At 63.3% G+C, this 15,870-nt stretch carries 13 protein-coding genes; 12 read left to right on the forward strand and 1 reads right to left on the reverse strand.

Annotated elements, in window-relative coordinates:
- Positions 1-185: 185 nt before the first annotated feature.
- From CRO75_RS25895 to CRO75_RS25950, 12 genes are all read left to right on the forward strand, one after another.
- On the forward strand, positions 186-1,979 hold the full coding sequence (locus CRO75_RS25895) for a protein-disulfide reductase DsbD (RefSeq protein WP_097139118.1): 1,794 nt from the start codon (positions 186-188) through the stop codon (positions 1,977-1,979).
- A gap of 144 nt (positions 1,980-2,123) precedes the next feature.
- Positions 2,124-2,579, forward strand: a complete 456-nt coding sequence (gene aroQ / locus CRO75_RS25900) for a type II 3-dehydroquinate dehydratase (protein WP_007921644.1) — start codon at positions 2,124-2,126, stop codon at positions 2,577-2,579.
- A gap of 24 nt (positions 2,580-2,603) precedes the next feature.
- Positions 2,604-3,065, forward strand: coding sequence for an acetyl-CoA carboxylase biotin carboxyl carrier protein (gene accB, locus CRO75_RS25905; RefSeq protein ID WP_085533695.1), 462 nt, complete (start codon positions 2,604-2,606; stop codon positions 3,063-3,065).
- Positions 3,066-3,082: 17 nt separating this feature from the next.
- Positions 3,083-4,438, forward strand: coding sequence for an acetyl-CoA carboxylase biotin carboxylase subunit (gene accC / locus CRO75_RS25910; RefSeq protein ID WP_007921646.1), 1,356 nt, complete (start codon positions 3,083-3,085; stop codon positions 4,436-4,438).
- A 287-nt stretch (positions 4,439-4,725) separates the two neighbouring features.
- Positions 4,726-5,604 (forward strand): 50S ribosomal protein L11 methyltransferase, encoded by an 879-nt coding sequence (prmA, locus tag CRO75_RS25915; RefSeq protein ID WP_007921647.1) that lies wholly within the window; start codon positions 4,726-4,728, stop codon positions 5,602-5,604.
- Between the two features lie 30 nt (positions 5,605-5,634).
- Positions 5,635-6,873, forward strand: a complete 1,239-nt coding sequence (locus CRO75_RS25920) for a DUF3426 domain-containing protein (protein WP_097139120.1) — start codon at positions 5,635-5,637, stop codon at positions 6,871-6,873.
- Between the two features lie 196 nt (positions 6,874-7,069).
- Positions 7,070-8,083 (forward strand): tRNA dihydrouridine synthase DusB, encoded by a 1,014-nt coding sequence (gene dusB, locus CRO75_RS25925; RefSeq protein ID WP_007921649.1) that lies wholly within the window; start codon positions 7,070-7,072, stop codon positions 8,081-8,083.
- Entirely contained in the window at positions 8,080-8,400 is a 321-nt protein-coding gene (fis, locus tag CRO75_RS25930) for a DNA-binding transcriptional regulator Fis (protein ID WP_007921650.1), read from the forward strand. Before dusB ends, fis begins: the two co-directional genes overlap by 4 nt.
- 81 nt (positions 8,401-8,481) lie before the next feature.
- Positions 8,482-10,089: a bifunctional phosphoribosylaminoimidazolecarboxamide formyltransferase/IMP cyclohydrolase gene (purH, locus tag CRO75_RS25935; RefSeq protein ID WP_009041977.1), complete on the forward strand. Its 1,608-nt coding sequence runs from the start codon at positions 8,482-8,484 to the stop codon at positions 10,087-10,089.
- A 178-nt stretch (positions 10,090-10,267) separates the two neighbouring features.
- Positions 10,268-11,563, forward strand: a complete 1,296-nt coding sequence (purD, locus tag CRO75_RS25940) for a phosphoribosylamine--glycine ligase (RefSeq protein WP_097139122.1) — start codon at positions 10,268-10,270, stop codon at positions 11,561-11,563.
- A gap of 99 nt (positions 11,564-11,662) precedes the next feature.
- Positions 11,663-14,446 carry a hybrid sensor histidine kinase/response regulator gene (locus CRO75_RS25945; protein ID WP_097139124.1) on the forward strand — a complete coding sequence of 928 codons (2,784 nt, stop codon included), beginning with the start codon at positions 11,663-11,665 and terminating at the stop codon, positions 14,444-14,446.
- A gap of 62 nt (positions 14,447-14,508) precedes the next feature.
- A complete protein-coding gene (locus CRO75_RS25950; RefSeq protein WP_007923493.1) occupies positions 14,509-15,102 on the forward strand; it encodes a MarC family protein in 594 nt (197 codons plus the stop codon).
- 82 nt (positions 15,103-15,184) lie between these two features.
- On the opposite strand, the gene CRO75_RS25955 is transcribed toward CRO75_RS25950, so the two are convergent.
- On the reverse strand, positions 15,185-15,445 hold the full coding sequence (locus CRO75_RS25955; RefSeq protein ID WP_009041974.1) for a hypothetical protein: 261 nt from the start codon (positions 15,443-15,445) through the stop codon (positions 15,185-15,187).
- Positions 15,446-15,870: the final 425 nt, after the last annotated feature.

Consider the following 15,870-nt stretch of genomic DNA (forward strand, 5'->3'; position numbering starts at 1 on the left):
GAGGACGCAGTCCTCGCAAAACCAGCCTATGCAATTGGTCTGAAAGAACGCGGTCGCAGACTTTGCGGCCGCTACGTCGGAATGCCGCCCGGACCGATCGCAGACTCGGCAGCGGCCACGGGGCGCATACGCATACCCCGCCGCGCTCCGCTATCATGCGCACACCTTCAATTCGCGAGATTGCCATGCGTCGCCTGCTTTGCCTGATGCTGTTTGTGTTTGCCCTGCCGGCGACCGCCGCCGGGTTGCTGGACAGCCGCCCCAGTTCGACCCTGGGCTCGATCAATAACAGCGCCGACTTCCTGCCGGTGCGCGAAGCGTTCCAACTGAGCCTGCTGCAAAGCACGCCGCAGTCGATCAAGCTGCGCTTCGTCGCCACCGAGGGTTACTACCTCTATCGCCACCGCTTCCAGTTCCGCGCCGAGCCCGCCGACATCCCCCTGGGGACCGCCCAACTGCCCAAGGGCGAACAGAAACACGATGAGTTTTTCGGCGACGTCGAGGTCTACCACGGCATTGTCGATGTCGAACTGCCGCGCAGCGCCACGGACCAACGAGGCTTCACCCTGGCCGTGACCTACCAGGGCTGCGCCGACAAGGGCCTGTGTTATCCACCGGAAACCGAGCGTTTGCAGATCGATGGCGCGGCCTCCTCGGCACATGCCTCAAGTGCCGGCAGCCCCGCTACCGACAATGGGAAAACCGGCTGGAGTTGGCGCGAACTGGCGCTGTTCTTCCTGGCCGGCATCGGCCTGACCTTCACCCCCTGCGTCCTGCCGATGCTGCCGATCCTGTCTGGCGTGGTCCTCAAGGGCCAGGTCGGCGGCTGGCGCGGCTTCAATCTGTCGCTCGCCTACGTGTTGCCGATGGCCGCCTGTTTCGCCCTGCTCGGCGCCTTGATGGGGCTGTTCGGCGCCCAGCTCAATTTGCAGGCACGCCTGCAATCGGCCTGGGTGCTGGTGCCCTTTGCGTTGTTCTTCGTCGTGTTCGCCCTGGCGATGTTCGATGTCTTCGAGCTCAAGCTTCCGCGCTTTATCAGCCAGCGCCTGGAACGCATCGCCGGGCGCACTGAAGGTGGCTCGCTATGGGGCGCGGCGATTCTCGGGGTGGTGTCCAGCCTGCTGGTATCGCCCTGCGTTTCGGCGCCGCTGGCGGGCGCCCTGCTGTATATCAGCGCCAGCGGCGACGCCTTGGGCGGCGCCCTGAAACTGTTCGCCCTGGGCCTGGGCATGGGCGCGCCGCTGTTGCTGGTGGCCACCGGCGGCGCGGCCTGGCTGCCGAAAAGCGGGCCATGGCTGGTCTACGTGAAAAACGCCATTGGCGTGCTGTTGCTCGGCCTGGCGATCGGCCTGCTGAGCCGGGTCTTGCCGGGCCAGGTCAGCCTGTTGCTGATTGGTGCGCTGGCGGCCGGGGTCGGCCTGTTTCTCGGAGCCCTGGAGTTTGTTTACAAGGCGCCGCGCGCGCGCCTGGCGCAGCTGTGCGGGCTGTTCCTGCTGTTTTATGCCCTGGCCTGCTGGTACGGCGCATTCAGCGGCCAGACCGATCCGTTCAGCCCGCTCGCCCGCCCACCGGTCGCGGTCATCGGCAACAGCCCCGAGCAAACCAGCACCGGCCAATGGCAAACCGTCACCACCCCCGGTGAGCTGGAGCAGGCCCTGGCCGATGCCCGGAATGCCGGGACCCCGCTGCTGCTCGACTGGTACGCCGACTGGTGCATCAGTTGCAAAGTCATCGAACGCGAGGTGCTCAACGACCGCCAGGTCGTCGAACGCCTGCGGGGCTACCGCCTGGTGCGCTTCGATATCACCGCCAGCAACCGCGAACAGCGCGCCCTGCTGGACCGCTACCAACTGTTCGGCCCGCCGGCGCTAATGTTCTTCGGCAAAGATGGCGTCGAACGTGCCGATGTGCGTGTAGTCGGCGAAATCAGCGCCGCGAACTTCGCTGAACGCATTGCTGCAGCAAATGACCGGATTTAGCCAGTTGGTCACATATTTTAGGTAAACATCGGTCATCGTGCTGCCTATTGCAGAGAACTGGACAGTCACAAAGGCTTTGCGGCATAGTCGCCGGGTTCTGATAACCGCACATTCCAATCACTGCGCAATAACAAGGAACGGCAGATGGCGACCCTACTGGTTCTTCACGGACCCAACCTGAACCTGCTCGGCACCCGTGAACCGGGGGTCTACGGTGCAGTCACCCTGGCTGAGATCAACCAGGACCTGGAACGCCGGGCTCGCGAGGCCGGCCACCATTTGCTCTACCTGCAAAGCAACGCCGAGTACGAATTGATCGACCGTATCCACGCCGCCCGCGATGAAGGCGTGGACTTCATTCTGATCAATCCAGCAGCTTTTACGCATACAAGCGTCGCATTACGTGACGCGCTGCTGGCGGTGAGCATCCCATTCATCGAAGTGCATTTGTCTAACGTGCACAAACGCGAACCTTTCCGCCATCACTCCTACTTCTCCGACGTTGCGGTGGGAGTGATCTGCGGCCTTGGCGCCAGCGGTTACCGACTGGCCCTGGAGGCCGCACTAGAGCAGCTTGAACAACAAGCTAAACGCCCCTGACCGACCCTTGGGAGTTGATGATTCATGGATATCCGTAAAGTTAAGAAACTGATCGAACTGCTGGAAGAGTCCGGCATCGACGAGCTGGAGATCAAGGAAGGCGAAGAGTCCGTACGCATCAGCCGTCACAGCAAGACTCCAGCCCAGCAGTACTACGCACCGGCACCGATGGCTGCTCCGGTTGCCGCGCCTGCCGCTGCCGCTCCGGCCGCCGCTGCCGCACCAGCAGCCCCAGCTGCTCCAGCGCTGAACGGCAGCGTTGCCCGTTCGCCGATGGTCGGCACCTTCTACCGCAAATCCTCGCCAACCTCGCCAGCCTTCGTTGAAGTCGGCCAGAGCGTGAAGAAAGGCGACACCCTGTGCATCGTCGAAGCCATGAAGATGATGAACCACATCGAAGCTGAAACCAGCGGTGTGATCGAATCCATCCTCGTCGAAGACGGCCAGCCGGTTGAGTACGACCAACCGCTGTTCACCATCGTTTGAACCGCGGAGAGCCAACGATGTCTGCGAAGTTGGAAAAAGTTCTGATCGCCAACCGCGGTGAAATCGCCCTGCGGATTCTGCGTGCCTGCAAAGAGATGGGTATCAAGACCGTCGCCGTTTACTCCAAGGCCGACAAGGAACTGATGCACCTGGGCCTGGCGGACGAATCCGTCTGCATCGGCCCGGCCTCCGCCGCGCACTCCTACCTGCACATTCCGGCGATCATAGCGGCCGCCGAAGTGACCGGCGCCACCGCCATTCACCCAGGCTACGGCTTCCTCGCGGAAAACGCCGACTTCGCCGAGCAGGTCGAGAACTCCGGCTTCGCCTTCATCGGCCCGAAAGCCGAGACCATTCGCCTGATGGGCGACAAGGTATCGGCCAAGCACGCGATGATCGCTGCCGGCGTACCGACGGTTCCCGGTTCCGACGGCCCTCTGCCGGAAGACGAAGAAACCGCGTTGCGCATCGGCCGTGAAGTCGGCTACCCGGTGATCATCAAGGCCGCTGGCGGCGGCGGTGGTCGCGGCATGCGCGTGGTGCATAAAGAAGAAGACCTGATCTCCTCGGCCAAGCTGACCCGCTCCGAAGCGGGCGCGGCGTTCGGCAACCCGATGGTCTACCTGGAGAAGTTCCTGACCAACCCACGCCACGTGGAAGTCCAGGTGCTGTCCGACGGCCAGGGCAACGCGATCCACCTGGGCGACCGCGACTGCTCCCTGCAGCGTCGTCACCAGAAGGTGCTTGAAGAAGCGCCGGCCCCGGGCATCGACGAAACCGCGCGCCAGGAAGTCTTCGCTCGCTGCGTCAAGGCGTGTATCGACATCGGCTACCGCGGTGCCGGTACCTTCGAGTTCCTGTACGAGAACGGTCGTTTCTACTTCATCGAGATGAACACTCGTGTGCAGGTAGAGCACCCGGTATCGGAAATGGTCACTGGCGTCGACATCGTCAAGGAGATGCTGAGCATCGCCGCTGGCAACAAGCTGTCGATCTCCCAGAAGGACGTGGTCATTCGTGGCCACGCCCTGGAATGCCGGATCAACGCCGAAGACCCGAAAACCTTCATGCCAAGCCCAGGCACGGTCAAGCATTTCCATGCTCCGGGCGGCAATGGCGTACGCGTCGATTCGCACCTGTACAGCGGTTACGCGGTTCCACCGAACTACGATTCGTTGATCGGCAAGCTGATCACTTACGGGGCAACCCGTGAAGAAGCCATGGCGCGCATGCGCAATGCGCTGGACGAAATCGTGGTCGACGGGATCAAGACCAACATCCCGCTGCACCGCGACCTGACTCGTGACGAAGGCTTCTGCAAAGGGGGTGTGAACATTCACTACCTGGAGCACAAGCTGGCCGGTCAACACTGATCGACACCGCACCAGACCGACAAGGCCGCTTTCGAGCGGCCTTGTCGTTTCTGCCCCTCCAGCAGGAGCGAGCTTGCTCGCGATAGGGCCATCAGCGACAACGCGCATTTTCCTGGCGTCATGCGGCGCCCCTGCAGGCATCGCGAGCAAGCTCGCGCCTACAGAGAGGAGGTGTGGGCAAGTGGAAATGGCGCCTGGCGTGTCGTCTTCTGCGCCTCGCTCGCGTAAACTTGCGCGCTTCTCGCAGCCCGCTAGGCTGCACATTACATATTTCAAAGGTGCCCGCCATGCCTTGGCTGCAAGTCCGTCTCGCCATCAGCCCAGAACAAGCCGAAACCTACGAAGACGCTTTTCTCGAAGTCGGCGCCGTTTCGGTGACCTTCATGGACGCCGAGGATCAACCGATCTTCGAACCGGAACTCAACACCACCCCGCTATGGAATCACACTCACCTGCTGGCCCTGTTCGAAGACGGCACCGAGGCCGCCAGCGTGCTGGCCCACCTTGAGCTGCTGACCGGCAGCCCGCTGCCCGAACATCACAGCGAAGTGATCGAAGACCAGGACTGGGAACGCAGCTGGATGGACAACTTCCAGCCGATGCGTTTCGGCCAGCGCCTGTGGATCGTCCCGAGCTGGCACGCCGCCCCCGAGCCGGACGCGGTCAACCTGCTGCTCGATCCGGGCCTGGCCTTCGGCACCGGCACGCACCCGACCACCGCCCTGTGCCTGGAATGGCTCGACGGCCAGGACCTGAAAGGCTGCAACGTGCTGGACTTCGGTTGCGGCTCGGGGATCCTGGCGATCGCCGCCCTGCTGCTGGGCGCCAAACAGGCGGTGGGCACCGACATCGACGTGCAGGCCCTGGAAGCCTCCCGCGACAACGCCGGGCGCAACAACATCGCCGAAGCGCTGTTCCCGCTCTATCTGCCGCAAGACCTACCGCAGGTCCAGGCGGACGTGCTGGTCGCCAACATCCTCGCCGGCCCGCTGGTTGCCCTGGCGCCGCAGTTGTCCAGCCTGGTCAAGAGCGGCGGACGCCTGGCGCTGTCGGGCATCCTCGCCGAACAGGGTGAAGAAGTCGCTGCCGCCTACGCCCGGGACTTCGATCTGGATCCGATCGCCAACCTCGATGGCTGGGTACGCATCACCGGCCGTCGGCGCTAGAATGGCCGCCTGTATAAACCGGATCGCCGCATGACCGACAGTTTCGTCACCCAGTGTCCGCATTGCCAAACCAGCTTCCGCGTCAGCCATGCCCAGTTGAGCGTGGCCCGGGGCGTGGTGCGCTGCGGCTCGTGCCTGCAGGTGTTCAACGCCGCACGGCAGTTGCTTGAGCAACGCGCTGGCAAGGACGCTGTCGTCGCACCTCCCGCACCGGCTGCCCCTGCTGAACCGCTGACCCCGCCGCCACCGCGCGCCATCAGCCAGAAGCAGTGGAGCGCCACCGAGCTCGACCTGGACAGCCTCGACCTGGATGAGGAACTGGCCAAGCTCGAACAGCGGGAAATCCAGCCGACCAAGGCCTTCGGCCAGGAGCGCGCCTCCAGGGAAGACGCCCTCAGCGCCCGCCGCGACCAGCCGGATGCCGAAGAGGAACACTGGCCCGACAGCCTGTTCAGCCAGCCACCAGGCACCAGCGGCGACCTGGACGAAAAACCTGAGCAGCCAGCCGTCGATGCCAGCCGCTCCGGGCGTACCGAACCGTCGCTGTCCTTCAACCTGGACGATCTGGAAGACGAACCCAAGGCGCCCTCCCTGCTCCTGGACGACGACCTGGAACCCATGCCAGCGCACGGTTCCCTGAAGGCCGACGAGCCCGATGAAATCGAGCCACCAGCCAGCCCGGCGCCACGCAACAAACGTGGCCGCGCCGAGCCCGAGGCGCCGGACGCCGTGTTGCTGGACCTGGAAGACGACCCGATCCAGCTGGACTGGCAAAAGCGCCGCTCGCCCTGGGGCCGCCGCCTGCTCTGGAGCCTGTTGATCCTGCTGGCCGCCGCCGGCCTGGCGGGCCAGTACATCGCCTATCACTTCGACGAACTGGCGCGCCAGGACCAGTACCGCCCCTGGTTCCAGCAGTTTTGCCCGGAACTGGGCTGCACGGTGCCCTCGAAGGTCGATATCGGACGCATCAAAAGCAGCAACCTGGTGGTGCGCAGCCACCCGGAATTCAGCGGCGCCCTAGTGGTGGATGCGATCATCTACAACCGCGCGCCGTTCTCCCAGCCCTTCCCGCTGCTGGAACTGCGTTTCGCCGACCTCAACGGCCATCTGATCGCCAGTCGTCGCTTCAAGCCCGGCGAATACGTCAAGGGTGAGCTCGAAGGGGTGTCGGAGATGCCGCCGCAGACACCGATCCATATCGCGCTGGACATCCTCGATCCGGGCCCCAAGGCCGTCAACTACAGCCTGAGCTTCCACTCACCTGAGTAAGGCGCGCCATCCGAGCAAAGACCGCTCTGGATTGACGGCGGTTTTCTGACTGCTGTCCATCGGACCAAACCGCTGGCAATAACAGAATAACTGTTCAGATTTTATCCAATTCAGCCTTTATCCAGTCATCGAGAGCGGGTATCATGCCAACCCTTTTTCGAACTCTCATGATCCGGCCCCACAACAGGGAAGTCCTATGTCGGCGGTACGCATCGGCCCATATACATTGCACAACGGCTTGATTCTCGCCCCCATGGCGGGCGTCACCGACCAGCCCTTTCGTCAGCTTTGCAAGCGGCTGGGTGCAGGCCTTGTAGTCTCGGAAATGGTCACCAGCGACATGAGTTTGTGGAACAGTCGCAAATCGCGTCTGCGCATGATCCACGAGGGCGATCCCGAGCCGCGCTCGGTACAGATCGCCGGTGGCGATGCACAGATGCTGGCGGATGCCGCCCGCGCCAACGTCGAGTTGGGCGCACAGATTATTGATATCAACATGGGTTGCCCGGCGAAGAAGGTCTGCAACAAGGCCGCCGGCTCCGCGTTACTGAAAGATGAAGATCTGGTGAACGAGATCCTGCAGGCCGTGGTGGCCGCAGTCGATGTGCCGGTCACCCTGAAGATCCGTACCGGCTGGGACCGGGCGAACAAGAACGGCCTGACGGTGGCGAAGATCGCCGAACAGGCAGGCATCACGGCATTGGCGGTCCATGGCCGGACCCGGGCCGACCTGTACACGGGCGTTGCCGAGTACGACACCATCGCTGCGATCAAGCAGGCGGTGTCGATCCCGGTCTTCGCCAACGGCGATATCGACTCGCCCGAGAAGGCCCGCTACGTCCTCGACGCTACCGGTGCCGACGGGCTGTTGATTGGCCGGGCCGCTCAGGGGCGGCCATGGATTTTTCGTGAGATCGAACATTTTCTGCGTACCGGTCAAACCCTGCCGGCACCTGAGCTGTTCGAGGTGGAACGTATTCTGCTTGAGCATCTGGCCGCGCTGCATGCCTTCTATGGCGATGTCATGGGCGTACGCATTGCTCGCAAGCATGTGGGCTGGTATCTCGCAACTCTGCCGGGTGCCAGGGAGTTTCGCGCCCACTTCAATCGTTTGGAAGATACGGAAGCACAGTGCGCCAACGTTCGTGAGTTCTTTGCCGAGCGTTACAAGAGCCTGGTGACAGGGGACGGAGAAGGGGTGGCCGCATGACGATGATGACCGAGACTTTAGTGAGTGGAACAGCACCCGTGAGCGACAACGTGAATTTGAAACAGCACCTCAATACGCCGAGCGAAGAAGGCCAGACCCTTCGCGGGAGTGTCGAGAAGGCGCTGCACAATTATTTCGCCCACCTTGAGGGCGCGGCCGTCACGGACGTGTACAACCTGGTGCTCTCCGAAGTCGAGGCTCCTTTGCTCGAAAGCGTGATGAACTACGTCAAGGGCAACCAGACCAAGGCCAGCGAGCTGCTCGGTCTGAACCGCGGCACCCTGCGCAAGAAACTCAAGCAGTACGATTTGCTGTAAGCATTCAATCAAACCAGAAAGGCGCCCGCGTAAAACCGGTCGCCTTTTTTGCTGACTCCTTTGCTTTTGATGGAAATTGAGATGACCGACCAGACTACCCGCCTGCCGATCCGCCGCGCCTTGATCAGTGTTTCCGACAAGACCGGGATCCTCGAATTCGCCAAGGAGCTGGAAGCCCTGGGCGTGGAGATCCTCTCCACCGGCGGGACCTTCAAACTGCTGCAGGACAACGGCGTGGCCGCAGTGGAAGTCGCGGATTACACCGGTTTCGCGGAAATGATGGACGGCCGGGTAAAGACCCTGCACCCGAAAATCCACGGCGGTATCCTCGGTCGTCGCGGTATCGACGACGCCATCATGAACGAGCACGGCATCAAGCCGATCGACCTGGTAGCGGTCAACCTCTACCCGTTCGAAGCCACCATCTCCAAGCCGGGCTGCGACCTGCCGACCGCCATCGAGAACATCGACATCGGCGGCCCGACCATGGTCCGCTCGGCGGCCAAGAACCACAAAGACGTGGCCATCGTGGTCAACGCCAGCGATTACGGCCAGGTGCTGGAAAGCCTCAAGGCCGGCGGCCTGACCTACGCCCAGCGTTTCGACCTGATGCTCAAGGCCTTCGAACACACCGCGGCCTATGACGGCATGATCGCCAACTACATGGGCACCGTGAACCAGGCGGCCGAAACCCTGACCACCGAAGGCCGCAGCGAATTCCCGCGCACCTTCAACAGCCAGTTCATCAAGGCCCAGGAAATGCGCTACGGCGAGAACCCGCACCAGAGCGCGGCGTTCTACGTGGAAGCCAAGCCTGCCGAAGTCGGCATCGCCACCGCCACCCAGCTGCAAGGCAAGGAACTGTCGTACAACAACGTGGCCGACACCGACGCCGCGCTGGAATGCGTGAAGAGCTTCGTCAAGCCGGCCTGCGTGATCGTCAAGCACGCCAACCCGTGTGGCGTGGCCGTGAGCCCGGACGCCGAAGGCGGTATCCGCCAGGCCTACGAACTGGCCTACGCCACCGACACCGAATCGGCCTTCGGCGGCATCATCGCCTTCAACCGCGAACTGGACGCCGAGACCGCCAAGGCCATCGTCGAACGTCAGTTCGTTGAAGTGATCATTGCCCCAAGCGTCAGCGAAGAAGCTCGCGCCGTGGTGGCAGCCAAAGCCAACGTGCGCCTGCTGGCCTGCGGCGAGTGGTCGGCGGACCGCGTTCCGGCCTGGGACTACAAGCGCGTCAACGGTGGCCTGCTGGTGCAGAGCCGCGATATCGGCATGATCGGCGCCGACGACCTGAAAGTGGTGACCCAGCGCGCGCCGACCGAACAGGAAATCCACGACCTGATCTTCGCCTGGAAAGTGGCCAAGTTCGTCAAATCCAACGCTATCGTCTACGCCAAGAACCGTCAGACCATCGGCGTCGGCGCCGGCCAGATGAGCCGCGTGAACTCCGCCCGTATCGCCGCGATCAAGGCTGAACACGCCGGCCTGCAGGTGCAGGGCGCGGTCATGGCATCCGATGCGTTCTTCCCGTTCCGCGACGGCATCGACAATGCGGCCAAGGTCGGCATCACCGCAGTGATCCAGCCAGGCGGCTCGATGCGCGACAACGAAGTGATCGCCGCCGCCGACGAAGCCGGAATCGCCATGGTCTTTACCGGTATGCGCCACTTCCGCCACTAAGTATCAATGGGGCGCCACCCTCTCCTGTAGCCGCTGCCGAAGGCTGCGATAAGACCCGAAGGGTCTTCAGCGATCTGAGATCCTGCAACCGCTTCGCGGTTGATCGCAGCCTGGCGGCAGCGGCTACAACGTCAGGCTTGTGCGCTTCACCGAATTAGCGTCATCCGAGGTTTTTGAAATGAATGTACTGATCATTGGTAGCGGCGGTCGTGAACACGCCCTGGCCTGGAAAGTCGCTCAAGACCCACGGGTCGAGAAAGTCTTCGTTGCCCCGGGCAACGCTGGCACCGCCATCGAAGCCAAGTGCGAGAACGTGGCCATCGACGTATTGGCCCTCGAGCAGCTGGCCGAGTTTGCCGAGAAGAACGTGTCCCTGACCATCGTCGGTCCGGAAGTACCGCTGGTGGCTGGCGTGGTCGACCTGTTCCGCTCCCGTGGCCTGGACTGCTTCGGTCCGACCGCTGGCGCGGCCCAGCTGGAAGGTTCGAAAGCCTTCACCAAGGATTTCCTGGCTCGCCACAAGATCCCGACCGCCGACTACCAGAACTTCACCGAGATCGAGCCGGCCCTGGCTTATCTGCGGGAAAAGGGCGCGCCGATCGTGATCAAGGCCGACGGCCTGGCCGCCGGTAAAGGCGTGATCGTCGCCATGACCCTGAGCGAGGCCGAAGACGCCGTGCGCGACATGCTGGCCGGCAATGCCTTCGGCGACGCCGGTTCGCGCGTGGTGATCGAAGAGTTCCTCGACGGCGAGGAAGCCAGCTTCATCGTCATGGTCGACGGCAAGAACGTGCTGCCCATGGCCACCAGCCAGGACCACAAACGCGTCGGCGACGGCGACAGCGGCCCGAACACCGGCGGCATGGGGGCCTACTCCCCTGCCCCGGTGGTCACCGCCGACGTGCACCAGCGCGTGATGGACCAGGTGATCTGGCCGACCGTGCGCGGCATGGCCGACGAAGGCAACGTCTACACCGGTTTCCTGTACGCCGGTCTGATGATCGACAAGGCCGGCAACCCGAAAGTCATCGAGTTCAACTGCCGCTTCGGCGATCCGGAAACCCAACCGGTGATGCTGCGCCTGCAATCGAGCCTGGTGCTGCTGGTCGAGGCCGCCCTGGCCCAGGCGCTGGACAAGGTCGAAGCACAATGGGATCCACGTCCGAGCCTGGGCATCGTCCTGGCCGCCGGCGGCTATCCTGGTGACTACGCCAAAGGCGCGGTGATCGAAGGCCTGGACGCGGCCGCCAAACTGGAAGGCAAAGTCTTCCACGCCGGCACCGCGCTCAAGGACGGTCAGGTGGTAACCTCCGGCGGCCGCGTGCTCTGCGCCACCGCCCTGGGCGACAGCGTAAGTGCCGCGCAGCAGCAGGCTTACCAACTGGCAGCTAAGATCGATTGGCAAGGCTGCTTCTACCGCAAAGACATCGGTTACCGGGCCATTGCCCGCGAGCGTGGCAAAAGTCAGGAGTAATCCTGTCTTCCTGTCCGGCAGGGGCCCCAGGCCCTTGCCGGACGGCTCCAGCGCCGCGCATAGTTATAATCTGGCATCAACCTACGAAGGGATTTCGCCGTGCGCTGGCTCAGGACTGCCATAAGTTTCACCGTCACTCTGCTGACCCTGCTCTGCTTGATCCCGGCCCAGGCCGCACAAGGCAGTAACTGGGCCGTTTTGCTCGATGAACAGGCCGACCTGCAACTGAGCGATATCCGCTCCCCGCGCTACACCAATCAATTCAGCCCGATCGAACTGGAACGCATCACCGCCGCAGAACCCGGAGGCGCGTTATGGCTGCGTTTCAAACTGCAACCGGGCAAGCACGAACAACTGCTGCGGATCTTCGCGCCCGACCTGTCACGCCTGGACATGTATGTGCTGGACGGCGACAACCTGGTCGAGCAACTGACCTCCGGCACCCAGCAGCCCCAGGCCGAACGGCCGTTGCCCAGCAGCGACTTCATGCTGCCGCTGCCGCAGCACCAGAAGACCCTCGATGTCTATCTGCGCCTGGTCTCCGACCATCAGTTGCGCCCGTACATCACCCTGCAATCGGCGGTCATGACCGCGGCCAATCAGGGCCAGAGTGTGCTCTACGGCCTGCTGTTCGGCTGCATGGGCATGCTGATGCTGCACAACCTGGTGCGCTACGCCTACACCCGCTCGCGCAGCAGCCTGTGGCTGGCATCCTGCGAAGCCCTGGTGATGCTCAGCCTGGCGCTGATGCTCAACCTGTTCGGCCCCTGGCTGCCGGACTGGCACGCGATACAGACCCCTGGCGCCTACCTGGCGCTGTTGCTGACCACCCCTTGCGGACTGATGTTCGTCTATCGCTTTTTCGCGCCGCTGGGCCCGCATCCGCTGAACAAGCTGCTGCTGGTGGATATCCTGATGGTCGGCCTGTGCAGCCTCTTGCTGCTGTTCGTCGATTCGCTGCCGCTAAATCTCATCACCTACGGCCTGGTGGCCCTGGTCGGCCTGAGCATGCTGTTCATCGCCGGTTATCACTGGCACAAAGGCTACCGCCCGGCGCGCTACTTCGTGGCCGGCATGGGTATCTTCAACATCGGCGCGCTGATCGTGCTGCCGGCGCTGCTGGGGCTGACCATGGTCGCGCCCCAGGGCCTGATCGTCACCCTGCTGGTGATCATGTGCCTGAGCGGGTGGGCGATGAGCATCGCCCTGGGCGAGCGCCAGCGCAGCATCACCGAAAACGAGTTCAGCGTCAGCCGTGACCTCGCCGCCAGCAACGCCGAGGTCAATGCCAAGGCCGAGTTCCTGGCCAAGATCAGCCACGAGATCCGCACACCGATGAACGGCGTGCTGGGCATGACCGAGCTGCTGCTGGGCACGCCACTGTCGGTCAAGCAACGCGACTACGTGCAGACCATCCACAGCGCCGGCAATGAGCTGCTGACCCTGATCAACGAGATCCTCGACATCTCCAAGCTCGAGTCCGGGCAGATCGAGGTGGACGACGTGCAGTTCGACCTCAATGCACTGATCGAGGACTGCCTGAGTATTTTCCGCGCCAAGGCCGAGCAGCAGAACGTCGAGCTGATCAGCTTCATCCAGCCGCAGGTGCCGCGCGTGATCAGCGGCGACCCGACGCGCTTGCGCCAGGCCATGCTCAGCCTGTTGGAAAACGCCCTGAAGAAGACCGACGAAGGCGAGGTCCTGGTGGTGGTCGCGCTGGACGAGCGCACCAGCAAACCGCGCCTGCGCATCGCCGTGCAGGACAGCGGCCAGCCGATGGAAGCCGAAGAGCGCGATGCCCTGCTGCATTCGGAACTGCACAGCAAGAACTTCCTCGCCAGCACCCGCCTGGGCGGCAATCTCGGCCTGGTCATCGCCCGCCAGCTGATCCTGCTGATGCATGGCGAGTTCGGGGTCAAGACCAGCGCCAACCAGGGCAGCACCCTGTGGCTGACCCTGCCGCTGGACCCTGAGCGCCTGGAGCACCCGACGTCCGACCTGGATGGCCCGCTGCAAGGCGCCCGGGTACTGGTGGTGGACGACAACGACACCTGCCGCAAGGTCCTGGTGCAGCAATGCAGCGCCTGGGGCCTGAACGTCAGCGCCGTGCCTTCGGGCAAGGAAGCCCTGGCCCTGCTGCGCACCAAGGCGCACCTGCGCGACTACTTCGATGTGGTGCTGCTCGACCAGAACATGCCCGGCATGACCGGCATGCAACTGGCGGCCAAGATCAAGGAAGACCCGAGCCTGAACCACGACATCCTGCTGATCATGCTCACCGGCATCAGCAACGCGCCGAGCAAGGTCATCGCGCGCAACGCCGGGGTCAAGCGCATCCTTGCCAAACCGGTGGCCGGCTACACCCTCAAGACCACCCTGGCCGACGAGCTGACCCAGCGCAACAAGGGCCAACTGGTCCCCCATCAGCCCCATTCGCTGAGCGGGGTTCCGGTGCCGGTCAAGGTGCCGAGCGACTTCCGCATCCTGGTGGCCGAGGACAACAGCATTTCCACCAAGGTGATTCGCGGCATGCTCGGCAAGCTCAACCTGCAGCCCGATACCGCGAGCAACGGTGAAGAGGCCCTGCAAGCGATGAAGGCCCAGCGCTACGACCTGGTGCTGATGGATTGCGAAATGCCGATCCTCGACGGTTTCTCCGCCACCCAGCAGCTGCGGGCCTGGGAAGTCGGCAACCAGCGCGTGCGCACGCCGGTGGTGGCGCTGACCGCGCACATCCTCACCGAGCACAAGGAACGCGCGCGGCAGGCCGGCATGGACGGGCACATGGCCAAGCCGGTGGAGCTGTCGCAACTGCGCGAACTGATCGAACACTGGGTGGCGCAGCGCGATCAGCAGAACCGCACCACGGCGCAACCGTCCTGAGCCGACAGCCCGGCAAACGCCTGTTAAACTCCGCTCGCCCTCCCTCGCTGTGAGTTTGCGCCATGCTCCATGTGCTGTTCAGCGTGTACCTGAAGATGCTGGTGCTCTACAGCCCCTTCTTCGTCCTGTCCTGCTTCATCAGCCTGACTCGCGGCTACTCCAGCAAGGAGCGTCGGCGCCTGGCGTGGAACGTCGCCCTGGCGACCCTGGCCTCCAGCGTGCTGCTGTATCTGTTCGGACGGGTGATCTTCAATGTGTTCGGCATCACCGTGGACGCCTTCCGCATCGGCGCCGGTAGCGTGCTGTTCATCTCGGCGCTGGGCATGGCCCAGGGCAAGTCGGCGATCCAGACCGACAACGTGCAGCAGGACGTGACCATAGTGCCCTTGACCATCCCGCTCACCGTCGGCCCCGGCACCATCGGCGCCCTGCTGGTGATGGGCGTCAGCCAGCCGCACTGGGACGACAAACTCACCGCGATCCTCAGCATCGCCCTGGCCAGCTTCACGGTCGGCGTGGTGCTCTACCTGTCCAACCGCATCGAACGCATCCTCGGCGAGCAAGGCTTGCAGATCGTCAGCCGACTGATGGGCCTGTTCGTCTGCGCCCTGGCGGCGCAGATCATCTTTACCGGGGTCAAGGGGTATCTAGGCTAGAGGCAGCTGCAAGCTACAAGCGGCAAGAACAAGCAGGCTCACTGGGGACAGTGAGCCTGGGCTTTTTCCGGGGTGGGATTTTTTACGCCTGCAGTTGCCACTGCAAGGCATCCAGCGCGTCGCAGCCGTCTTGTAGCAACAAGTGCGCGGCGTTGACGAAGTGAATCAGATCCTGATCGCCCACACCTTTGACACTCAGGCAATTGAGGCTGTGCATCAGATCGCGCGAAGCCTTGATGCGCTGTACCGCGCCGCCATGCAGATCGGCTGCGGGCGCGTTGCGGTCGAGGTGGAAAATTGGGGTGGGGGTGAGATTGCTTTGTAGGGGGATGAAGTCGGTCATTGGGAAGCTCCATGGTTAGCATTTCTGCATTCATAGGCTCGCTTTCCGACCGGCTAAGATCGGCCGCCGATGCGTCGGCGACCGGGCAACTATGGCTTCGCAAAAAAACTGCGACAACCCTCAATGTGTTGCCATTCTTTCCCTCTGACGGCCCCCACGCTTCCTGTAGCCGCTGCCGAGCCCGCGAGGCTGCGATAGGACCGAAGGTCCTCAAGCGGTTTCAAGACCCTGCGTCCGCTTCGCGGCCGATCGCAGCCTCGCAAGCTCGGCAGCGGCTACAAGGTTTAGCGCCGACCGGTAGGTCGCGCCCGGCTTTTGATCTTGATCTACCCGCCCCATCGGGAGGCCGAGCGGAGGCGTTCATCAGGGGGATGGCGCGCAGCGCCCCTCGACGCAGTCGAGGACATCGTATGGAGGTCGAAGCG

This window comes from Pseudomonas sp. LAMO17WK12:I10, from assembly GCF_900215185.1.
Classification (GTDB): domain Bacteria; phylum Pseudomonadota; class Gammaproteobacteria; order Pseudomonadales; family Pseudomonadaceae; genus Aquipseudomonas; species Aquipseudomonas chlororaphis.